Consider the following 15736-nt stretch of genomic DNA (forward strand, 5'->3'; position numbering starts at 1 on the left):
CACCACGTGGAGCAGTCCCGCTCCCGCCCGGCGTGAAACGGATCACCCATTCGAGCGAAGCTCAGGGCGACGGCTGTTTGGGGGCGAACCAGATCGACGCAGCCCTCGGCGTCTGTCGCATCGGTCCCGGCCGTCCCAGAGGGAACGGTCGCACGGGCACGGGCACGGACCCCGGGCGCCGCCCGCTGCCGCGGTCCGGTGGATGTCAGCGCAGCCGGGCGACGCGCCAGACGGCGAGGGCCACCAGGGCGGCGGCCATCGTCACGTACAGCGCGATGACGCGCCAGTCGGGACGCTCGCCGGAGGAGCGGGGCGGCAGCCCCGGCCAGGTGTGGCCGACGCGGCGGGCGGCCATCATGCCCCAGCCGGCCGCACAGCAGCTGATCAGCAGCCCCAGCATGGCGACGACCGCCCCGCCGTCCCCGGTGCCGAAGGCGAGGGGGAAGGCGAACATCAGTGATCCGATGGCGGCGAGCGCCACGATCGGGGCGAGCTGCCAGATCCGCAGCCGCCGCTGAGGGCGGAGTTCGACCTCGACCTCGGGGGTCACGGTCTCTTCTTCCGGCCCGTCAGGGCTCAGTCCCGGAGCGTCGTCCGCCGCTCTCGGTGCCGTGGGTTCTCTGTCGCGAGGGCCGGCCTCCATCGCCACGCGCCCTCCCAGGTCGGACTCCAGTGGTCGATCGATGCCCGATGGTCGACCGATGCTCGATGATGGCACGCCCCGGAGTACCGCACGTGCGACCTGAGCGTCCCGATGCCATCACGTGATCAGGCTGTAACCGCTCGTTCGACCAACGCCAGCGCCCGGTCGGGGAGTTCCCACCGCTGCTCGGTTCCGCCACTCAGCCAGTGCACGCGTGAGTCGCGGCGGAACCAGGAATCCTGACGGCGCGCGAAGCGTTTGGTGGCGCGTACGGTCTCGAAGCGCGCCTCCTCGTCGGTGCATTCACCCGCGAGCGCCGCGAGCACCTGTTGGTAGCCGAGGGCACGCGAGGCGGTGCGGCCCTCGCGCAGTCCCCGGGTCTCCAGAGCGCGCACTTCGTCGACGAGCCCTTCGTCCCACATCCGGTCGACGCGCCGCGCGATCCGCTCGTCCAGCTCCGGGCGGGCGACGTCGACGCCGATCTGCACGGTGTCGTACACCGAGTCGTGGCCGGGCAGATTGGCGGTGAAGGGCTTGCCGGTGATCTCGATCACCTCCAGCGCCCGGACGATCCGGCGGCCGTTGCTGGGCAGGATCGCCCGGCCCGCCTGCGGGTCGGCGGCGGCCAGCCGCGCGTGCAGGGCGCCGGAGCCGCGCAGGGTCAGCTCCGCCTCCAGCCGCGCCCGGACCTCGGGGTCGGTGCCGGGGAAGTCGAGCGCGTCGATGGCGCCGCGTACGTACAGCCCGGAGCCTCCCACCAGCACGGGGGTGCGGCCCGCCGCGAGCAGCCGGTCGATCTCCGCCCGTGCCCGCTTCTGGTACTCCGCGACGCTGGCGGCCTCGGTGACGTCCCAGATGTCGAGGAGGTGGTGCGGGACCCCGGCACGCTCCTCGGCCGTCAACTTGGCCGTGCCGATGTCCATCCCCCGGTAGAGCTGCATGGAGTCGGCATTGACGACCTCACCGCCGAGTTGCCGGGCGAGGTGGACGCCGAGATCTGACTTGCCGGCCGCGGTGGGACCGACGACGGCGATGACCCGCGGTGCGGTAGCTGCGCTTCTCACTGCCCCAGTCTCGCAAACCCGCGTCCCGCGAACGCGCGGGCTCCTGCCCGAACGGACGGCGCGCCACCGCGCGCCGATACGTACGCCGATGGTCGCGCTCCGGCGCACACGGCGCACGGCGCGCGATGTCGGCGTCGCGAGTAATCTGTGAGGTACATAGGCTGTTGTTTCCTCCGAGGGAAGGTGGCCCATGGGCTTCCTGGATTCACTGAAGGCCAAGATCGGTCCGGCTCGGGACAAGGTCTCGGACCTCGCGCAGCAGCACGGGGACAAGATCGAACAGGGGCTGGACAAGGCCGCCCGTACGGTCGACGAGAAGACCAAGGGCAAGTACAGCGACAAGATCGGGACCGGCGCGGACAAGGCGAAGGACGCCTTGGGCAAGCTCGCCCACAAGGACGAGGGGACTCCCCCGCCGCCGGCCGCCTCCTGATCCACCCCACACCGGACGTGTCCCGCCGCCGGGGCGGGGGACGCGTCCGCGCCGGACCCCGGAGTTCGGCACGGCCCCGGGCCGGACGGCCACGGAGTGGCGGCCCTAGGACCAGAGGGCCACGAAGTACCCGACGCCGTAGGGCGCTCCCTCGTAGAGCAGTTCGCCCGCCAGGTCCCCGCCCTGTGCGGCGCCCGCGAGCACCTGCCAGGGCGCCCGGCCCGCCGCCTTGAGCGCGCGGGCCGGCTCCGTCTCCAGGGCCAGCAGTCCGGCGACATCCACCGCGGCGAGGGCCTGTGCCGCTGCGGCGTCGAAAGCGGGCGCCCGCTCATCGAGATACCCCGGCGCCTTGACCGAACGGCAGGCGCTGCCGTCCCCCATCACGAGCAGGGCCACCCGGTCGGCTTCCGTCGCGAGTTCCCTCCCGGCCCGGGCACAGTCCTCGGGTGCGAGCGACTCCGCCACGCCCAGCCCCGACACCGGGGCGGCTCTCCAGCGGGCGTGCTCCAGCAGCCAGGCGGCGACAGCGAGCGAGGCGGGGAGCTCGCGCGCGGTCCCGGGCCCAGGTCCTGCCCCGTCGCGGACTCCGCCGAGGACGGTGTCGACGTCCACGCCGAAATCCCGGAACGAGCCGACGGCGCCCTGCGGGTGGATCCCGAGACCCGCCTCGGCCGCGGGGCCGACGACGACCAGCCGGTCGGGGCGGGCCGCGGCCAGCGCCCCGAGCGCCCGCACGCACGCCGCGCGCACGGAGTCGAGTTCGGGGGCGGCACCGGCGGCGAGCGCGGGCACGAGCAGGGGCGGACTGGGGCACACGGCGGCGGATACGAGCATGATCGGCAGCCTAAACGGCGCGGCGGCCGGCCGGTGTCCGCGTGGCTCCGGTCATCGACTGCCCGGCAGGTCGTCGCGGCCGAGCCAGGTCGGCACCTCCGGTACGTCCGCGTCCCAGGGGCGGGGCGGTTCCGGCGGCGGCGGAGAAGGCGCGGGCGGGGGCGGGGCCGGCTCCGACCGGGCCGGTTCGGCCGGCGGGGCGGGCGCCGGGGGCGGCGGGTCGCTGTCGTACAGCAGCTCGGCCACGGTGAACCGGCAGTGGAACTCCTGCCACACCCCCTCGACGACGAGCAGACAGCCGTCCCCGTCCGCGTAGAGCCTGGTGCGTTTGGGATTGGCCGGATGCATGGGCGAGAAGCGCCTGGCACGGCCGAGCAACTCGGCCATCGCTTCTTCCCTGGTCCCGTCCACATGGTCCAGGACGTGGGGCGCCCACACCCGTTTCTGACTGCCGAAGCCCAGGTTCTGCTCGACGATCAGCCCCCACCTCTTCGCCGTCACTCGACCGCGCAACCCCCTGTGACCGCCGGCAGCGGGGCCGGGACGCCCACGGTCGGCAGCCCCAGCAGCACACCGGCCGGCTTCGCGGCGGTCGTGGCGTTACGCCGCTCCCAGGCGTCGCCGGCGCGGGTCCGGCGCACCGCCGGGGCCGGTCCCTCGGCGAGCAGGTGGTGCGGGGCGGCGTAGGTGACCTCCACGGTCACCACATCGCCGGGCCGCACCTCCTCGTCCGGCTTGGTGAAGTGCACGAGGCGGTTGTCGGGGGCACGGCCGGACAGCCGGTGGGTGGCTCCGTCCTTGCGGCCCTCGCCCTCGGCGACCATGACCTCGATCGTCCGGCCGACCTGCTTCTTGTTCTCCTCCCAGGAGATCTCCTCCTGGAGGGCGGACAGCCGCATGTAGCGCTCCTGGACGATCTCCTTGGGGATCTGGCCGTCCATGTCGGCGGCCGGGGTGCCGGGGCGCTTGGAGTACTGGAAGGTGAACGCCTGCGCGAAGCGCGCCTCGCGCACGACCTTCATCGTCTGCTCGAAGTCCTCCTCGGTCTCGCCGGGGAAGCCCACGATGATGTCGGTGGAGATGGCCGCGTGCGGGATCGCGGCGCGCACCTTGTCGATGATGCCGAGGTAACGGTCCTGCCGGTACGAGCGGCGCATCGCCTTCAGGATCGGGTCCGATCCCGACTGGAGCGGCATATGGAGCTGGGGCATCACGTTCGGCGTCTCGGCCATCGCCGCGATCACGTCGTCCGTGAAGTCGCGCGGATGCGGTGAGGTGAAGCGGACGCGCTCCAGCCCCTCGATCGCCCCGCAGGCTCGCAGCAGCTTGGAGAACGCCTCGCGGTCGCCCATGTCGGAGCCGTACGCGTTGACGTTCTGGCCGAGCAGCGTGATCTCGGAGACGCCTTCGGCGACCAGCGCCTCGATCTCGGCCAGGATGTCGCCGGGACGGCGGTCCTTCTCCTTGCCGCGCAGCGCGGGGACGATGCAGAAGGTGCAGGTGTTGTTGCAGCCGACGGAGATGGAGACCCACGCGGCGTAGGCGGACTCGCGGCGGGTCGGCAGCGTCGAGGGGAACGCCTCCAAGGACTCCGCGATCTCGATCTGCGCCTCCTCCTGGACCCGGGCGCGCTCCAGGAGAACCGGCAGCTTGCCGATGTTGTGGGTGCCGAAGACGACATCGACCCAGGGCGCGCGCCGCACGATGGTGTCGCGGTCCTTCTGCGCCAGGCAGCCGCCGACGGCGATCTGCATACCGGGCCGCTTGGTCTTCATCGGGGCCAGCCGGCCGAGGTTGCCGTACAGCTTGTTGTCGGCGTTCTCCCGCACCGCACAGGTGTTGAAGACGACGACATCGGCGTCCCCGTCGGCGCTTTCGGGCGCGCGGACGTATCCGGCTCCCTCCAGCAGGCCCGACAGCCGCTCGGAGTCGTGGACATTCATCTGGCACCCGTAGGTGCGCACCTCGTAAGTCTTCGCGCTCATCTCGCCCACCAGGGTACGGGGTCCCGCGCGAGCGCCGTCCGGGGATTCCCCGGGAGCCGGTGGCGACCTCAAGCCAAGCCCTGGTCATCACGGGGAGTGACCTGACAGGATCGGCGCATGGTCACTTTCCCGGTCCGGCCCGGCAGGGTCCGCGCTCTCCAGGGCATCGCCGTGTTCCTGGTGGTGCTCGGGCTGCTGCTGTGGTGGCTGCTGCCGATCGGGCAGGCGGCGCCGAGAGGCTCGGTCGTCTTCAGCACCGGGGTGAACAGCGGGGTCTACGAGCGGTACGGAAAGCTGCTGAAGGAGGATCTCGCCCGCGATCTGCCCGAGGTGTCGGTCGCGCTGCGGAGCAGCGAGGGCTCGCAGGAGAACATCGCGCGCGTGGCCTCCGGCGACGCCCAGTTCACCATCGCCACCGCCGACGCCGTGGCCAAGTACCGGATGGACGGCAGACCGGGCGCGGACCGGCTGAGCGGCTGTGCGCGGCTGTACGACGACTATGTGCAGCTGGTGGCCGCCAAGGACAAGAAGATCGGCTCCGTCGCCGACCTGGCGGGCCGGCGCGTGGGCGTGGGACAGGAGAAGTCGGGGGTCCGGCTGATAGCCGACCGGATCCTGACGGCCGCGGGGCTCGACCCGAAGAGCGGGATCACGCCGGTCTCCTCCGGTATAGACACCATGCCGGGCCAGCTCGAACGGGGCGAGCTGGACGCCTTCTTCTGGTCGGGCGGGCTGCCGACCAGCACCATCCAGAAGCTGTCCAAGCGTTTCGCCATCGACCTGGTCCCGCTGACGCCCTCCCTGATCACGCAGTTGCACGCCTCGGGCGGGGCGGCCGCCCGCTACTACCGATCGGCCGCGATGCCCGCGGACGCCTACGGCGAGGCCCAGGGGAACAAGGCGGTGCCGACCGTCGCGGTGGCCAACCTCCTGGTCACCACGGACCGGGTCTCCACCGAGCTGGTGAAGGGCTTCACCCGTACCGTGATCAAGAGCCGGGACCGGATAGGCAAGGAGGTGCATCCCGCGCAGTTGGTGGACCTGCGGACCGCGATCTACACGGACCCGCTCCCCCTGCACGAGGGCGCCCAGCGGTACTACCGGTCGGTCAAGCCCTGACGGTCCGATTCCGATGAGTGGGCGAGCGGGCCGCCGCCGCACCCGAGCACGGCCGGTGTCCGGCCGCGGCTCACGGTGACGGCGCCGAGCGCGGCACCCTGAGCGTCACCCGCAGACCGCGCGGTTCCCCGTGGGCGTACGAGATGGAGCCGCCGCCCGCCGTGAGCAGCGCCCTGGTGATGGACAGGCCGAGTCCGGAGCCCTTGATGTTCTGGTGGCGACCGCTGCGCCAGAAGCGGTCCCCGATCCGCTCGATCTCGTCGTCCGTGAGCCCCGGGCCGCCGTCGCTGACGACGATCTTCGAGGTCGCGCCCTCGGCCGCGACGGTGACGGTGACCTCCGCGCCCGCCGGAGTGAACTTCAGGGCGTTGTCCATCACGGCGTCCAGCGCGCTGGAGAATGCGATGGGGTCCACCCAGGCGGTGACCGCCGCGCGGTGCTCGGTCAGCCCGACCCCCTTCTCCTCGGCCAGGGCCCGCCAGGCGGCGACCCGCTCGGCCGCCACCTCGCCGATGTCGGTGAGCCGCAGATCAGCGGCGCTGTGCTCGGCCAGCGCCAGCCCCAGCAGGTCGTCCAGGACCTGGGCGAGCCGCTTGCCCTCGGTCCGTACCGCGGCGATCTCCTCGTTGCCGTCCGGCAGTTCGAGGCCGAGGAGTTCGATGCGCAGCAGCAGCGCGGCCAGCGGATTGCGCAGTTGATGGGAGGCGTCCGCGACAAAGGCGCGCTGCTGTTCCAGCACGTCCTCGACGTTGTCGGCCATCTCGTTGAACGAGTCGGCCAGCCGGCGCAGTTCGGGTGGGCCGCCGGCCGCGGCGACCCGGGAGTTCATCCGGCCGGTGGCGATGTCGTGGGTGGCCGCGTCCAGCACCCGTACGGGACGCAGCACCCAGCCGGTCAGCCGGACGGCGAGTCCCACGGCGACCAGCATGGCGAGCGCCTCGCCCGCGGCGATGTACAGCCAGCCCCGGATGATCCGTGACCGCATCTGATCGGTCGGCGAGTCGGTCACCACGACGGCGACGACGTCTCCGTCCCGTACCACCGGCGAGTCGACGATGAGCCGGCCGGTCTGCCAGGGCCAGACCTGCTCGGGGTCGCCGCTGCGCCGGCCCAGCAGGGCCTCCCGGAAGGACTTGCGCCCCTGGCCGTCCACCGGCACCCGCCAGTTCTCCGGCGCGCTGGCCATGGCGTCGTCGTCCCGGTAGAAGACGCCGACCCGGATGCCGTAGACGTCGTAGTAGCGGTCGAGTTCCTCCGCCAGCAGCTCACGGCGTTCCTCCGTGCCCGAGGCGCCCTCGGTGACGAACTGGGCGAGCGCGGCGACACGCGCCGTGTCGTCGATCCGGTCCACGACGACCTTCTGCTGCTCCGCGGCGGCGAGCCGCACGGCGAGCGGGAACCCCAGCGCGAGGAGTACGCCCGCCATGAGAACGATCAGCAGGGGGAAAAGGCGGCTGCTCACGGGCGGCTACGGCCCCGGGCGCGCGGCCGGGACGACAAGCCGGTAGCCGACTCCCCGTACGGTCTCGATCAACGCGGGCATGCCGAGTTTGCCGCGCAGCGAGGCGACATGGACTTCGAGCGTGCGGCCGGTGCCTTCCCAACTGGTGCGCCACACCTCGCTGATGATCTGCTCCCGGCCGAAGACCACGCCGGGGCGCTGGGCGAGCAGCGCCAGCAGGTCGAACTCCTTGCGGGTCAGCTGGACCGCCTCGCCGTCGACGCTGACGCGTCTGGTGGGCAGTTCGAGGGTGAGCCGGCCCAGGCGCTGGGCGCTCTCCGGCCCGGGTCCCGGCTCGTCCCCACTGGTCGTGCGCCGGCTGACGGCGTGGATCCGGGCGAGCAGTTCACCGGTGTCGTAGGGCTTGACGACATAGTCGTCGGCGCCCAGATTGAGGCCGTGGATGCGGGACCGGACATCGGCGCGCGCCGTCACCATGATCACCGGGGTCGCGGTGATCTTCCGGATCTTGCCGCAGACCTGGTAGCCGTCCTGGTCGGGCAGGCCGAGGTCGAGCAGCACCACTCCGAACGGTGACCTGCCGACGTTGGCGGCGGGGAGCAGCGCCTGGAGCGCCTCCTCACCGTTGCGGGCATGGGTCACCTGGAATCCATGCTTGGCGAGCACGGCCGACAGGGCGGCGGCGACATGGTTGTCGTCCTCCACGAGCAGCAGTCTCACGGGCCCCCTTCTTCACGGTCGCGGTTCATGAACATCCGCGGTCGTGGTCATGAACGAGTACGTGCTTCGGCACGTACTCGAGTAAGTACGTACCTGGCATCCACGCCGATGGTGCCGCGCCAGTCAAGTGTCTTCCCGTTACGCCGAGGTTTCCGTTACCCACCCGGTACTCCCCACGCCGCCCCCTTCACGCGGAGTGTCCGGTTGCGGCCGGATCGTTATGCTCAATTTCAGCTCAGATGTAATGACGCTGATCGCAGTGCGTGACTAAGGTCCTCCCAACCGAGGAGGACGGAGCAAAAAGCCGATGAGCGGAGTGTCAGCGACCAAGGACACCGAGGGCGCCGGGCCGGCGACGGGCGACCTGGTCGTACTGAGCAACGTGAACAAGCACTTCGGCGCGCTGCATGTGCTCCAGGACATCGACCTGACCATCGCCCGTGGCGAGGTCGTGGTCGTCATCGGGCCCTCCGGGTCCGGCAAGTCCACACTGTGCCGCACCATCAACCGCCTGGAGACAATCGATTCGGGCGCCATCACGATCGACGGGAAGCCGCTGCCGGACGAGGGCAGGGAGCTGGCCAGGCTGCGCGCCGATGTCGGCATGGTCTTCCAGTCGTTCAATCTCTTCGCACACAAAACCGTGCTGGAGAACGTCACATTGGGCCAGCTGAAGGTCCGCAAGGCCGACAAGAAGGCGGCCGAGGAGAAGGCGCGGGCGCTGCTCGACCGGGTGGGCGTCGGCACGCAGGCCGACAAGTACCCGGCGCAGCTCTCGGGTGGTCAGCAGCAGCGCGTCGCCATCGCGCGGGCGCTGGCGATGGACCCCAAGGTCATGCTCTTCGACGAGCCGACCTCGGCGCTCGACCCCGAGATGATCAATGAAGTGCTCGAAGTCATGCAGCAACTGGCGCGCGACGGAATGACGATGGTCGTCGTCACCCACGAGATGGGCTTCGCCCGCTCCGCCGCGAACCGGGTGGTCTTCATGGCGGACGGCCGGATCGTCGAAGAGGCGTCACCCGACGAGTTCTTCAGCAATCCGCGCAGCGACCGCGCCAAGGACTTCCTGTCGAAGATCCTGCACCACTGATCCACCGACTCCGCTGACTTCGCGTCACGGACCCCGACCGCCGGTCCTCACCCACTGATTCCCGCACGGCCGTATCCGTACCGCCGGTATCCGCGCCGTCGGGCGTCTCATCAGCGGTCGGGGCTCCGCTCACGGCTGTTTCGCAGCTCTTGCAACGGCTCTACCGAGTTCGGCAGAACCTTTCCGTTCACGTCTCACCGAGGGAAGTTCACCCATGAAGCTTCAGAAGGCAAGCGCGGCGGCCGCCACCGCCCTGGTCATCGCCCTGACCGCCACCGCCTGCGGCGGCGACAGCAGCGACGACAGCAGCGGCAGTGGTGGCGGCAAGATCACCATCGGTATCAAGTTCGACCAGCCCGGTATCGGCCTCCAGAAGCCGGACGGCAGCTACGCCGGCTTCGACGTGGACGTCGCGACGTACGTGGCCAAGGAACTCGGCTACGACGCCAAGGACATCGTCTGGAAAAAGGCCCCCAGCGCCGACCGCGAGAACCTGATCGCCAATGGTGACGTCAAGTTCATCGCCGCCAGCTACACGATCAACGACGAGCGCAAGAAGAAGGTCGACTTCGCCGGCCCGTACCTCCTCGCCCACCAGGACCTGCTGGTCCGCGCGGGCGACAAGTCGATCACCAAGGCCGAGGACCTGAACTCCAAGAAGCTCTGTTCGGTCGCGGGGTCGACCTCGGCGCAGAACATCAAGGACAAGCTCGCGCCGAAGGCCGACCTCCTGTCGGTCGGTGGCTACTCCGAGTGCCTGACCGGTCTGGAGAACAAGGCCGTGGACGCCCTGACCACGGACGACTCCATTCTCGCCGGCTACGCCGCGCAGAAGGAACTGCAGGGCAAGTTCAAGCTGGTCGGTCTCAAGCTCAGCGACGAGCCCTACGGCATCGGCCTCAAGAAGGGCGACACCGAGCTGAAGACCAAGGTCAACGACGCCCTCAAGAAGATGGTGTCGGACGGCTCCTGGGACAAGGCCGTGAAGGCCAACTTCGGCCCGGCCGACTACAAGAACGAGCCCGCCCCGCAGATCGCCGACTGAGACAAGCAGTGACGCGCCGTCGGCCGGTCCGGCGGCGCGTACCGACCAGCCAACCAGGGGAGAGCGCGGGGCATCGTGTTCGACTTTCTTGATTCCGGGCAGTATGACCTGCTCGGCGCCTTCTGGGTGACGGTTCAGCTCACCCTCTACTCCGCAGCCGGCTCCCTCATATGGGGAACCCTGCTCGCCGGGATGCGGGTCAGTCCCGTACCCCTTCTGCGTACCTTCGGTACCGGGTACGTCAATACGGTCCGTAATACCCCGCTGACCCTGGTGCTGGTCGGCTGTTCGCTGGGGCTCAACCAGACACTTCAGATCACCCTCGGCGGCGGGGACTTCACGTCCACCGGATTCCGGCTCGCGGTTCTGGGCCTGGTCGCCTACACGAGCACCTTCGTCTGCGAGTCGATCCGCTCCGGTATCAACACCGTGCCGGTGGGCCAGGCGGAGGCGGCGCGCGCCCTCGGGCTGAGCTTCCGTCAGGTACTGACGCTGATCATTCTTCCGCAGGCGTTCCGTTCCGTGGTGGCACCGCTCGCCAACGTACTGATCGCGCTGACCAAGAACACCACGGTGGCCGCGGCCATCGGTGTCGCGGAGGCGGCGGCGTTGATGAAGACCATGGTCGAGAACGAATCCAGCGCGCTCTTCGCGGTCTTCGCGGTCTTCGCCTTCGGATTCATCGTTCTCACCCTCCCCACCGGTCTGCTGCTGGGCTGGGTCAGCAAGCGAGTGGCGGTGAAGCGATGAGTGCGACGTCCGTTCTGTACGACGCCCCCGGGAAACGCGCCAAGCAGCGCAATGTGATCTATACGGTCGTGTTCCTGGTCCTGTTCGTACTGGCGGCCTGGTGGATCCTGTCGGTCATGGCCGACAAGAACCAGCTGGCGGCCGAGAAGTGGAGTCCCTTCGTCAAGGACTCCAAGGTGTGGACCACCTATCTGCTGCCGGGCCTCGGCGAGACGCTCAAGGCGGCCGTTCTCGCCATCGTGATCGCCCTGCCCCTCGGTGCTCTGCTCGGTATCGGCAGGCTCTCCGACCACGCCTGGGTACGGGTACCGGTCGGCGTGCTGGTGGAGTTCTTCCGATCCATCCCGGTGCTGCTGATGATGATCTTCGCGGCTCAGCTGTACGTGCAGTTCAGCAATGTCTCGTCCGATCTGCGTCCGCTCTACGCGGTGGTGACGGGCCTGGTGCTCTACAACGCGTCGGTCATCGCCGAGGTCGTACGCGCCGGGATCCTCACGCTGCCGAGGGGCCAGACCGACGCCGCGAAGGCGATCGGCATGCGCAAGGGCCAGACCATGGGGTACGTCCTGCTGCCGCAGGCGGTCACGGCGATGCTGCCGGCCCTGGTCAGCCAGCTGGTCGTGATCGTCAAGGACACCGCCCTCGGTGGTGCGATCCTCGGATTCGCCGATCTGCTCTCGCAGAAGGACACGATCCCCGCCAACTACGGCGCGAACACGATCGCGACCCTGGTGGTCATCGCGCTGATCTACATCGCCCTGAACTTCGCGCTCACCAGTTTCGCCGGGTGGCTGGAGAAGCGGCTGCGCGGCGGCAAGAAGAGCACGGGCGCTGTGCTCGGTGCCGATGACGCGGATCTGGCCAACGCGCCGGGCGCCCCGGCGAACGCCAGCGACGTCTGAGGCGGACGGGACTGGGGGTGTACGCGCCGCGCTGAGCAGCGCTTGACGCGAGCACCCCCAGTCGGTTGCATACGTTCTGTGATCACGCACCGGGCTCCCAGGGCCCTTGACCGTATGACCGCACGGGCCGGAGGGGTCGTGCCGTGGACCCGGTGATCGTCGTCGGCGCGGGCCCCGTCGGCCTCGCGCTGGCGCTGGCCCTCGCCGCACAGGACGTTCCCTCCGTCGTACTGGACGAGGGGGACGGTACGGACGAGCCCCGCCCGGCCCGTACGGCCATACTGCGGCCCGACACCGCCGCCCTGGTGGCCCGGCTCGGCTGCACCACCCTCGCCGACGAAGGCACCCACTGGACCGGCTGGCGTCTGATGCGCCGCAAGCAGCTGATGCGTGAACTGCCTCTCGGCGAGGACGAAAGCGCCCCGTCGCCCCTGCACATCCCGCAGCACGCCCTGTCGCGCGGGCTGCGCGAGGCCATCGCCGGACAGGATCTGGTGCGGCTGGTCACCGGAAGCCGGCTCGACTCGCTGGAGCAGAACGGCCGCTCGGTCACCGCACACACCCGTGGGGCCGGGGCGGCCGGTTGGCAGGGGACCCATCTGGTCGGCTGCGACGGTGCGAGGTCCACCGTCCGCAAGCTGCTCGGCATCCGCTTCCCGGGGCGTACGGCGGTGGAGCGGCACGCCGTCGCCGCGCTCCGCACCGATCTGCCCTGGCCGGGCGAGGCGTTGCTGCACCGGCAGCCGCCCTGGCGCGGGGGCGGCGAGGAGATCTCCGCGCGACCGCTCGCGGACGGCCTGTGGCGGCTGGACTGGCTGCTGCCCTCACGTGGCGAGTTGGTGACACCCGACGCGCTGGTGGCGCGTCTGCGGGACACCCTGGCCGGCTGGTGCGGGGAAACTCCGCCGTACGAACTGCTCGACACCGGTGTCTACACGCTGCACCACCGGCTCGCCAGGCGCTGGCGCGCGGGCCGGGCGTTCCTGGCCGGGGACGCCGCCCATCTGCTCGGCGCGGTGGGCACCCAGGGGCTGGACGAAGGACTGCGGGACGTCGGCAATCTGGCCTGGAAACTGGCCGAGGACTGGCACCACGGAGCGTCGGAGACGCTGCTCGACAGCTATCAGGCCGAGCGGCGCACCGCGGTCGCGGCCCGGCTGCGGGCGGCGGACCAGTCGTTGCCGATACTGCGGGGCCGGGGCGGGCTGCGCACGTACATGCCGGGAGCCGCTCGCGGGCACGACACGCTGCTCTCCGACGGGCATCTGGGGCAGGGACCACTGGGAGCACCACCCTCCTATCCGCACTCCCCCCTCGCGCCCCCGCGCGCCGAGGCGTGGACAGAGGTGGGCACGCCCCCCGGCACACCGGTCGTGAACGTACGGGTGACGGCGCCCGACGGCGCGACCGTACGGCTCGGGGACCGGCTCGGGCAAGGACGGCTGCTGGTGGTGCTGATCGCGCCGGGCACCGGCGTGTGGGACCGGCGGCACTGGCTGACGGCGGGGGTGATGCCACGGCTGGCCGCGGCGGTGACGGCCCTGCCGGTACGGGCGGAGCTGCTGGTCGCCGAGGCGTATCCGGGGGCTTCCGCGCACAACGTGCTGCTGGTGCGCCCGGACGGACATCTGGTGGCGGCTTTCGGCGGAGTGCGCCCCGCCGATCTCTACGCGGCGGCGGACGCGGCGCGCGGCGGGGCCGCGACCGCGCAGACGCCCCTGGAGCAGCCGGAGGACGCGGCCGGACGGGAGGAGGCCCGGCCGACGCGCGACCGCACTGCGAACATCAATTGACCGTCGCGGGCTCGCGTGGTGTACTCCGGATCGTGACCGACACCGATGTACGCCTGTGGCGGAGGGTCCATATGGACCTCCTCCGCTACGCGGGCTGCGTCTGTCGCCCGTCCTGCTGATTCGCCCTTCTTCTCCCTGTGCCCGCCGCGCCGTGCGCGTCGCGGGCGCACCCTCGCGAACTTCTCAGGACGGTCACCATGTCTGTTCCCGTACGTACCTCCGCGCCCGCGGCTGCCCCGGCGGCCGGCGCGGGTCCCGCCGCCCCGCCCCCGGTCTCCGGACCGTCCCCCGCCGAGCTGCTGGACTTCGTCCGCAGGACCGTGGCGGACGGCGCGCTGATCGACTCCCTCCCCCTCGATCCGCAGGGCCGGACCTGGGTCCGGCTCACGGGCCCCGGGGGCAGCGAGGCATGGCTGATCGGCTGGCCGCCCGGCACGGGCACCGGCTGGCACGATCACGGCGGCTCGCACGGCGCCTTCGCCACGGCGTCGGGCTCGCTGCGGGAGGACTCACTGGCGGCCCGGCTGCCCACCGAGGGGTGGAAGACCCTGGAGCTGGCGGAGGGCGTCGACCGTGAGCGGCGGTTGTCGGCGGGCGAGGGGCGGGCCTTCGGACGGCACCATGTGCACGAGGTCCGCAACGAGTCGACGGCCGAGCACGCGATCTCCGTGCACGCGTACTACCCGCCGCTGCCGCTGATGCGGCGCTACAGCCGGACGGGCGCGGTGCTCCGCCTTGAGCAGGTCGAGCGTCCCGAGGAGTGGCAGTGAGCGAGCGGGCGGAAACGAACCTGCCGGGATCGGACCGACCGGGATCGGAGCGACCGGGGACGAACCGACCGGGGACGGCGCCCGTGGGAAGCGAGCGGGTGGGCATAGACGAGCTGCTGGAACGGGTACGTGAGGGCCTGGACCGGATAGGGCCGCGCGAGGCGTTCGACGCCGCCGCCGGCGGTGCGCTGCTGGTGGACATCCGCTACGCGGCGCTGCGCGAGCGGGACGGACTGATTCCGGGCGCCCTGGTCGTCGAGCGCAATGAGCTGGAGTGGCGGCTCGATCCGCAGGGCAGCCATCGCGCCCCTGAAGCCACCGGTCACGGACTGCGGGTGGTCGTGATCTGCAACGAGGGGTACGCGTCCAGTCTCGCGGCGGCGTCCCTGCGTCAGCTGGGGCTCGACCGCGCGACCGACCTGGTGGGCGGCTTCCAGGCGTGGAAGGCCGCGGGGCTGCCGGTCTCCCGCTAGCCCGTGGGCGGTGTGGCACGCGGCTGCCGCTGGGCGGCGGGGCCTCGGTGGCACGACGGCAGCGGATCGGCCGACGGGTGGCAGGTCCGACGGCCGGTCAGCCGAACTCCTCGTCCAGCCCCTCGGTGTCCTCTCCCTCCTCCTCCAGCGCCTGCCTGACCACGCGCAGCGCCATTCCCTCCGAGTAGCCCTTGCGGGCCAGCATGCCCGCGAGCCTGCGCAGCCGCCGGTCACGCTCCAGGCCACGGGTGGCGCGGAGTTTGCGGGCGATCAGCTCGCGGGCGGTCGCCTCCTCCTGGTCGGCGTCGAGCTGCCCGACCGCCTCGTCGATCAGTGAGGCGTCCACGCCTTTCGTCCGCAGCTCCCGCGCGAGGGCTCGGCGGGCAAGGCCCCGGCCGTGGTGCCGGGACTCCACCCAGGCGTCCGCGAACGCGGCGTCGTTGATCAGCCCCACGTCCTCGAAGCGGGAGAGCACCTCCTCCGCGATCTCCTCGGGGATCTCCCGCTTCGCCAGCGCGTCCGCCAGTTGTCTACGGGTGCGCGGGGTGCCGGTGAGCAGGCGCAGACAGATCGCCCGCGCCCGCTCCGCCGGATCCTGGGGCGACAGCTCCTGCTCGGCCCTCGACGAGTCGGAGCCGCCGCCCGGCTTT

The 15736-nt window shown here is 70.9% G+C and carries 18 protein-coding genes; 10 read left to right on the forward strand and 8 right to left on the reverse strand.

Annotated elements, in window-relative coordinates:
* Positions 1-205: 205 nt before the first annotated feature.
* Positions 206-643, reverse strand: coding sequence for a hypothetical protein (locus tag ACFY6S_RS07270; RefSeq protein ID WP_388823902.1), 438 nt, complete (start codon positions 641-643; stop codon positions 206-208).
* A 125-nt stretch (positions 644-768) separates the two neighbouring features.
* A complete protein-coding gene (miaA, locus tag ACFY6S_RS07275; RefSeq protein ID WP_388823778.1) occupies positions 769-1707 on the reverse strand; it encodes a tRNA (adenosine(37)-N6)-dimethylallyltransferase MiaA in 939 nt (312 codons plus the stop codon).
* A gap of 190 nt (positions 1708-1897) precedes the next feature.
* Between miaA and ACFY6S_RS07280 the strand changes: the two genes are divergently transcribed.
* Positions 1898-2140, forward strand: coding sequence for an antitoxin (locus ACFY6S_RS07280; RefSeq protein WP_388823780.1), 243 nt, complete (start codon positions 1898-1900; stop codon positions 2138-2140).
* Between the two features lie 105 nt (positions 2141-2245).
* Here the strand turns inward: ACFY6S_RS07280 and ACFY6S_RS07285 are convergent, their stop codons facing one another.
* From ACFY6S_RS07285 to miaB, 3 genes are read right to left on the reverse strand one after another with little or no spacing between them, the layout of a single operon-like run.
* A complete protein-coding gene (locus ACFY6S_RS07285; RefSeq protein WP_388823782.1) occupies positions 2246-2974 on the reverse strand; it encodes a class III extradiol dioxygenase subunit B-like domain-containing protein in 729 nt (242 codons plus the stop codon).
* 51 nt (positions 2975-3025) lie between these two features.
* Positions 3026-3475 carry a hypothetical protein gene (locus tag ACFY6S_RS07290; RefSeq protein WP_388823784.1) on the reverse strand — a complete coding sequence of 150 codons (450 nt, stop codon included), beginning with the start codon at positions 3473-3475 and terminating at the stop codon, positions 3026-3028.
* Positions 3472-4959, reverse strand: a complete 1488-nt coding sequence (miaB, locus tag ACFY6S_RS07295) for a tRNA (N6-isopentenyl adenosine(37)-C2)-methylthiotransferase MiaB (RefSeq protein ID WP_388823786.1) — start codon at positions 4957-4959, stop codon at positions 3472-3474. Before miaB ends, ACFY6S_RS07290 begins: the two co-directional genes overlap by 4 nt.
* Positions 4960-5076: 117 nt before the next feature.
* Here miaB and ACFY6S_RS07300 point away from each other — a divergent pair, with 117 nt between their 5' ends.
* A complete protein-coding gene (locus tag ACFY6S_RS07300) occupies positions 5077-6078 on the forward strand; it encodes a TAXI family TRAP transporter solute-binding subunit (protein ID WP_388823788.1) in 1002 nt (333 codons plus the stop codon).
* A 70-nt stretch (positions 6079-6148) separates the two neighbouring features.
* On the opposite strand, the gene ACFY6S_RS07305 is transcribed toward ACFY6S_RS07300, so the two are convergent.
* Together ACFY6S_RS07305 and ACFY6S_RS07310 are read right to left on the reverse strand one after the other, a co-directional pair.
* Positions 6149-7540 (reverse strand): ATP-binding protein, encoded by a 1392-nt coding sequence (locus ACFY6S_RS07305; RefSeq protein WP_388823790.1) that lies wholly within the window; start codon positions 7538-7540, stop codon positions 6149-6151.
* Positions 7541-7546: 6 nt separating this feature from the next.
* The gene (locus tag ACFY6S_RS07310; RefSeq protein WP_388823792.1) at positions 7547-8260 is read right to left on the reverse strand and encodes a response regulator transcription factor; all 714 of its coding nucleotides are present in this window, start codon (positions 8258-8260) and stop codon (positions 7547-7549) included.
* A 307-nt stretch (positions 8261-8567) separates the two neighbouring features.
* On the opposite strand from ACFY6S_RS07310, the gene ACFY6S_RS07315 reads away from it, so the two are divergent.
* The 8 genes from ACFY6S_RS07315 (at position 8568) to ACFY6S_RS07350 (ending at position 15086) form a co-directional block, all read left to right on the forward strand.
* Positions 8568-9353 (forward strand): amino acid ABC transporter ATP-binding protein, encoded by a 786-nt coding sequence (locus tag ACFY6S_RS07315; RefSeq protein ID WP_388823794.1) that lies wholly within the window; start codon positions 8568-8570, stop codon positions 9351-9353.
* Between the two features lie 214 nt (positions 9354-9567).
* On the forward strand, positions 9568-10398 hold the full coding sequence (locus ACFY6S_RS07320; RefSeq protein WP_388823796.1) for a glutamate ABC transporter substrate-binding protein: 831 nt from the start codon (positions 9568-9570) through the stop codon (positions 10396-10398).
* A gap of 75 nt (positions 10399-10473) precedes the next feature.
* On the forward strand, positions 10474-11148 hold the full coding sequence (locus tag ACFY6S_RS07325) for an amino acid ABC transporter permease (RefSeq protein ID WP_388823798.1): 675 nt from the start codon (positions 10474-10476) through the stop codon (positions 11146-11148).
* The gene (locus ACFY6S_RS07330; protein ID WP_388823800.1) at positions 11145-12050 is read left to right on the forward strand and encodes an amino acid ABC transporter permease; all 906 of its coding nucleotides are present in this window, start codon (positions 11145-11147) and stop codon (positions 12048-12050) included. Before ACFY6S_RS07325 ends, ACFY6S_RS07330 begins: the two co-directional genes overlap by 4 nt.
* A gap of 143 nt (positions 12051-12193) precedes the next feature.
* Positions 12194-13843, forward strand: coding sequence for an FAD-dependent monooxygenase (locus ACFY6S_RS07335; protein ID WP_388823801.1), 1650 nt, complete (start codon positions 12194-12196; stop codon positions 13841-13843).
* A 32-nt stretch (positions 13844-13875) separates the two neighbouring features.
* Positions 13876-13962: a putative leader peptide gene (locus ACFY6S_RS07340; RefSeq protein ID WP_311307652.1), complete on the forward strand. Its 87-nt coding sequence runs from the start codon at positions 13876-13878 to the stop codon at positions 13960-13962.
* Positions 13963-14040: 78 nt separating this feature from the next.
* A complete protein-coding gene (locus ACFY6S_RS07345; protein WP_388823803.1) occupies positions 14041-14613 on the forward strand; it encodes a cysteine dioxygenase in 573 nt (190 codons plus the stop codon).
* Between the two features lie 83 nt (positions 14614-14696).
* Positions 14697-15086: a rhodanese-like domain-containing protein gene (locus ACFY6S_RS07350; protein WP_388823805.1), complete on the forward strand. Its 390-nt coding sequence runs from the start codon at positions 14697-14699 to the stop codon at positions 15084-15086.
* A gap of 97 nt (positions 15087-15183) precedes the next feature.
* Here the strand turns inward: ACFY6S_RS07350 and recX are convergent, their stop codons facing one another.
* Positions 15184-15693, reverse strand: a complete 510-nt coding sequence (gene recX, locus ACFY6S_RS07355; RefSeq protein ID WP_388823904.1) for a recombination regulator RecX — start codon at positions 15691-15693, stop codon at positions 15184-15186.
* Between the last annotated feature and the right edge of the window lie 43 nt (positions 15694-15736).

The sequence above is a fragment of the Streptomyces sp. NPDC012835 genome (assembly GCF_042900885.1).
Classification (GTDB): domain Bacteria; phylum Actinomycetota; class Actinomycetes; order Streptomycetales; family Streptomycetaceae; genus Streptomyces.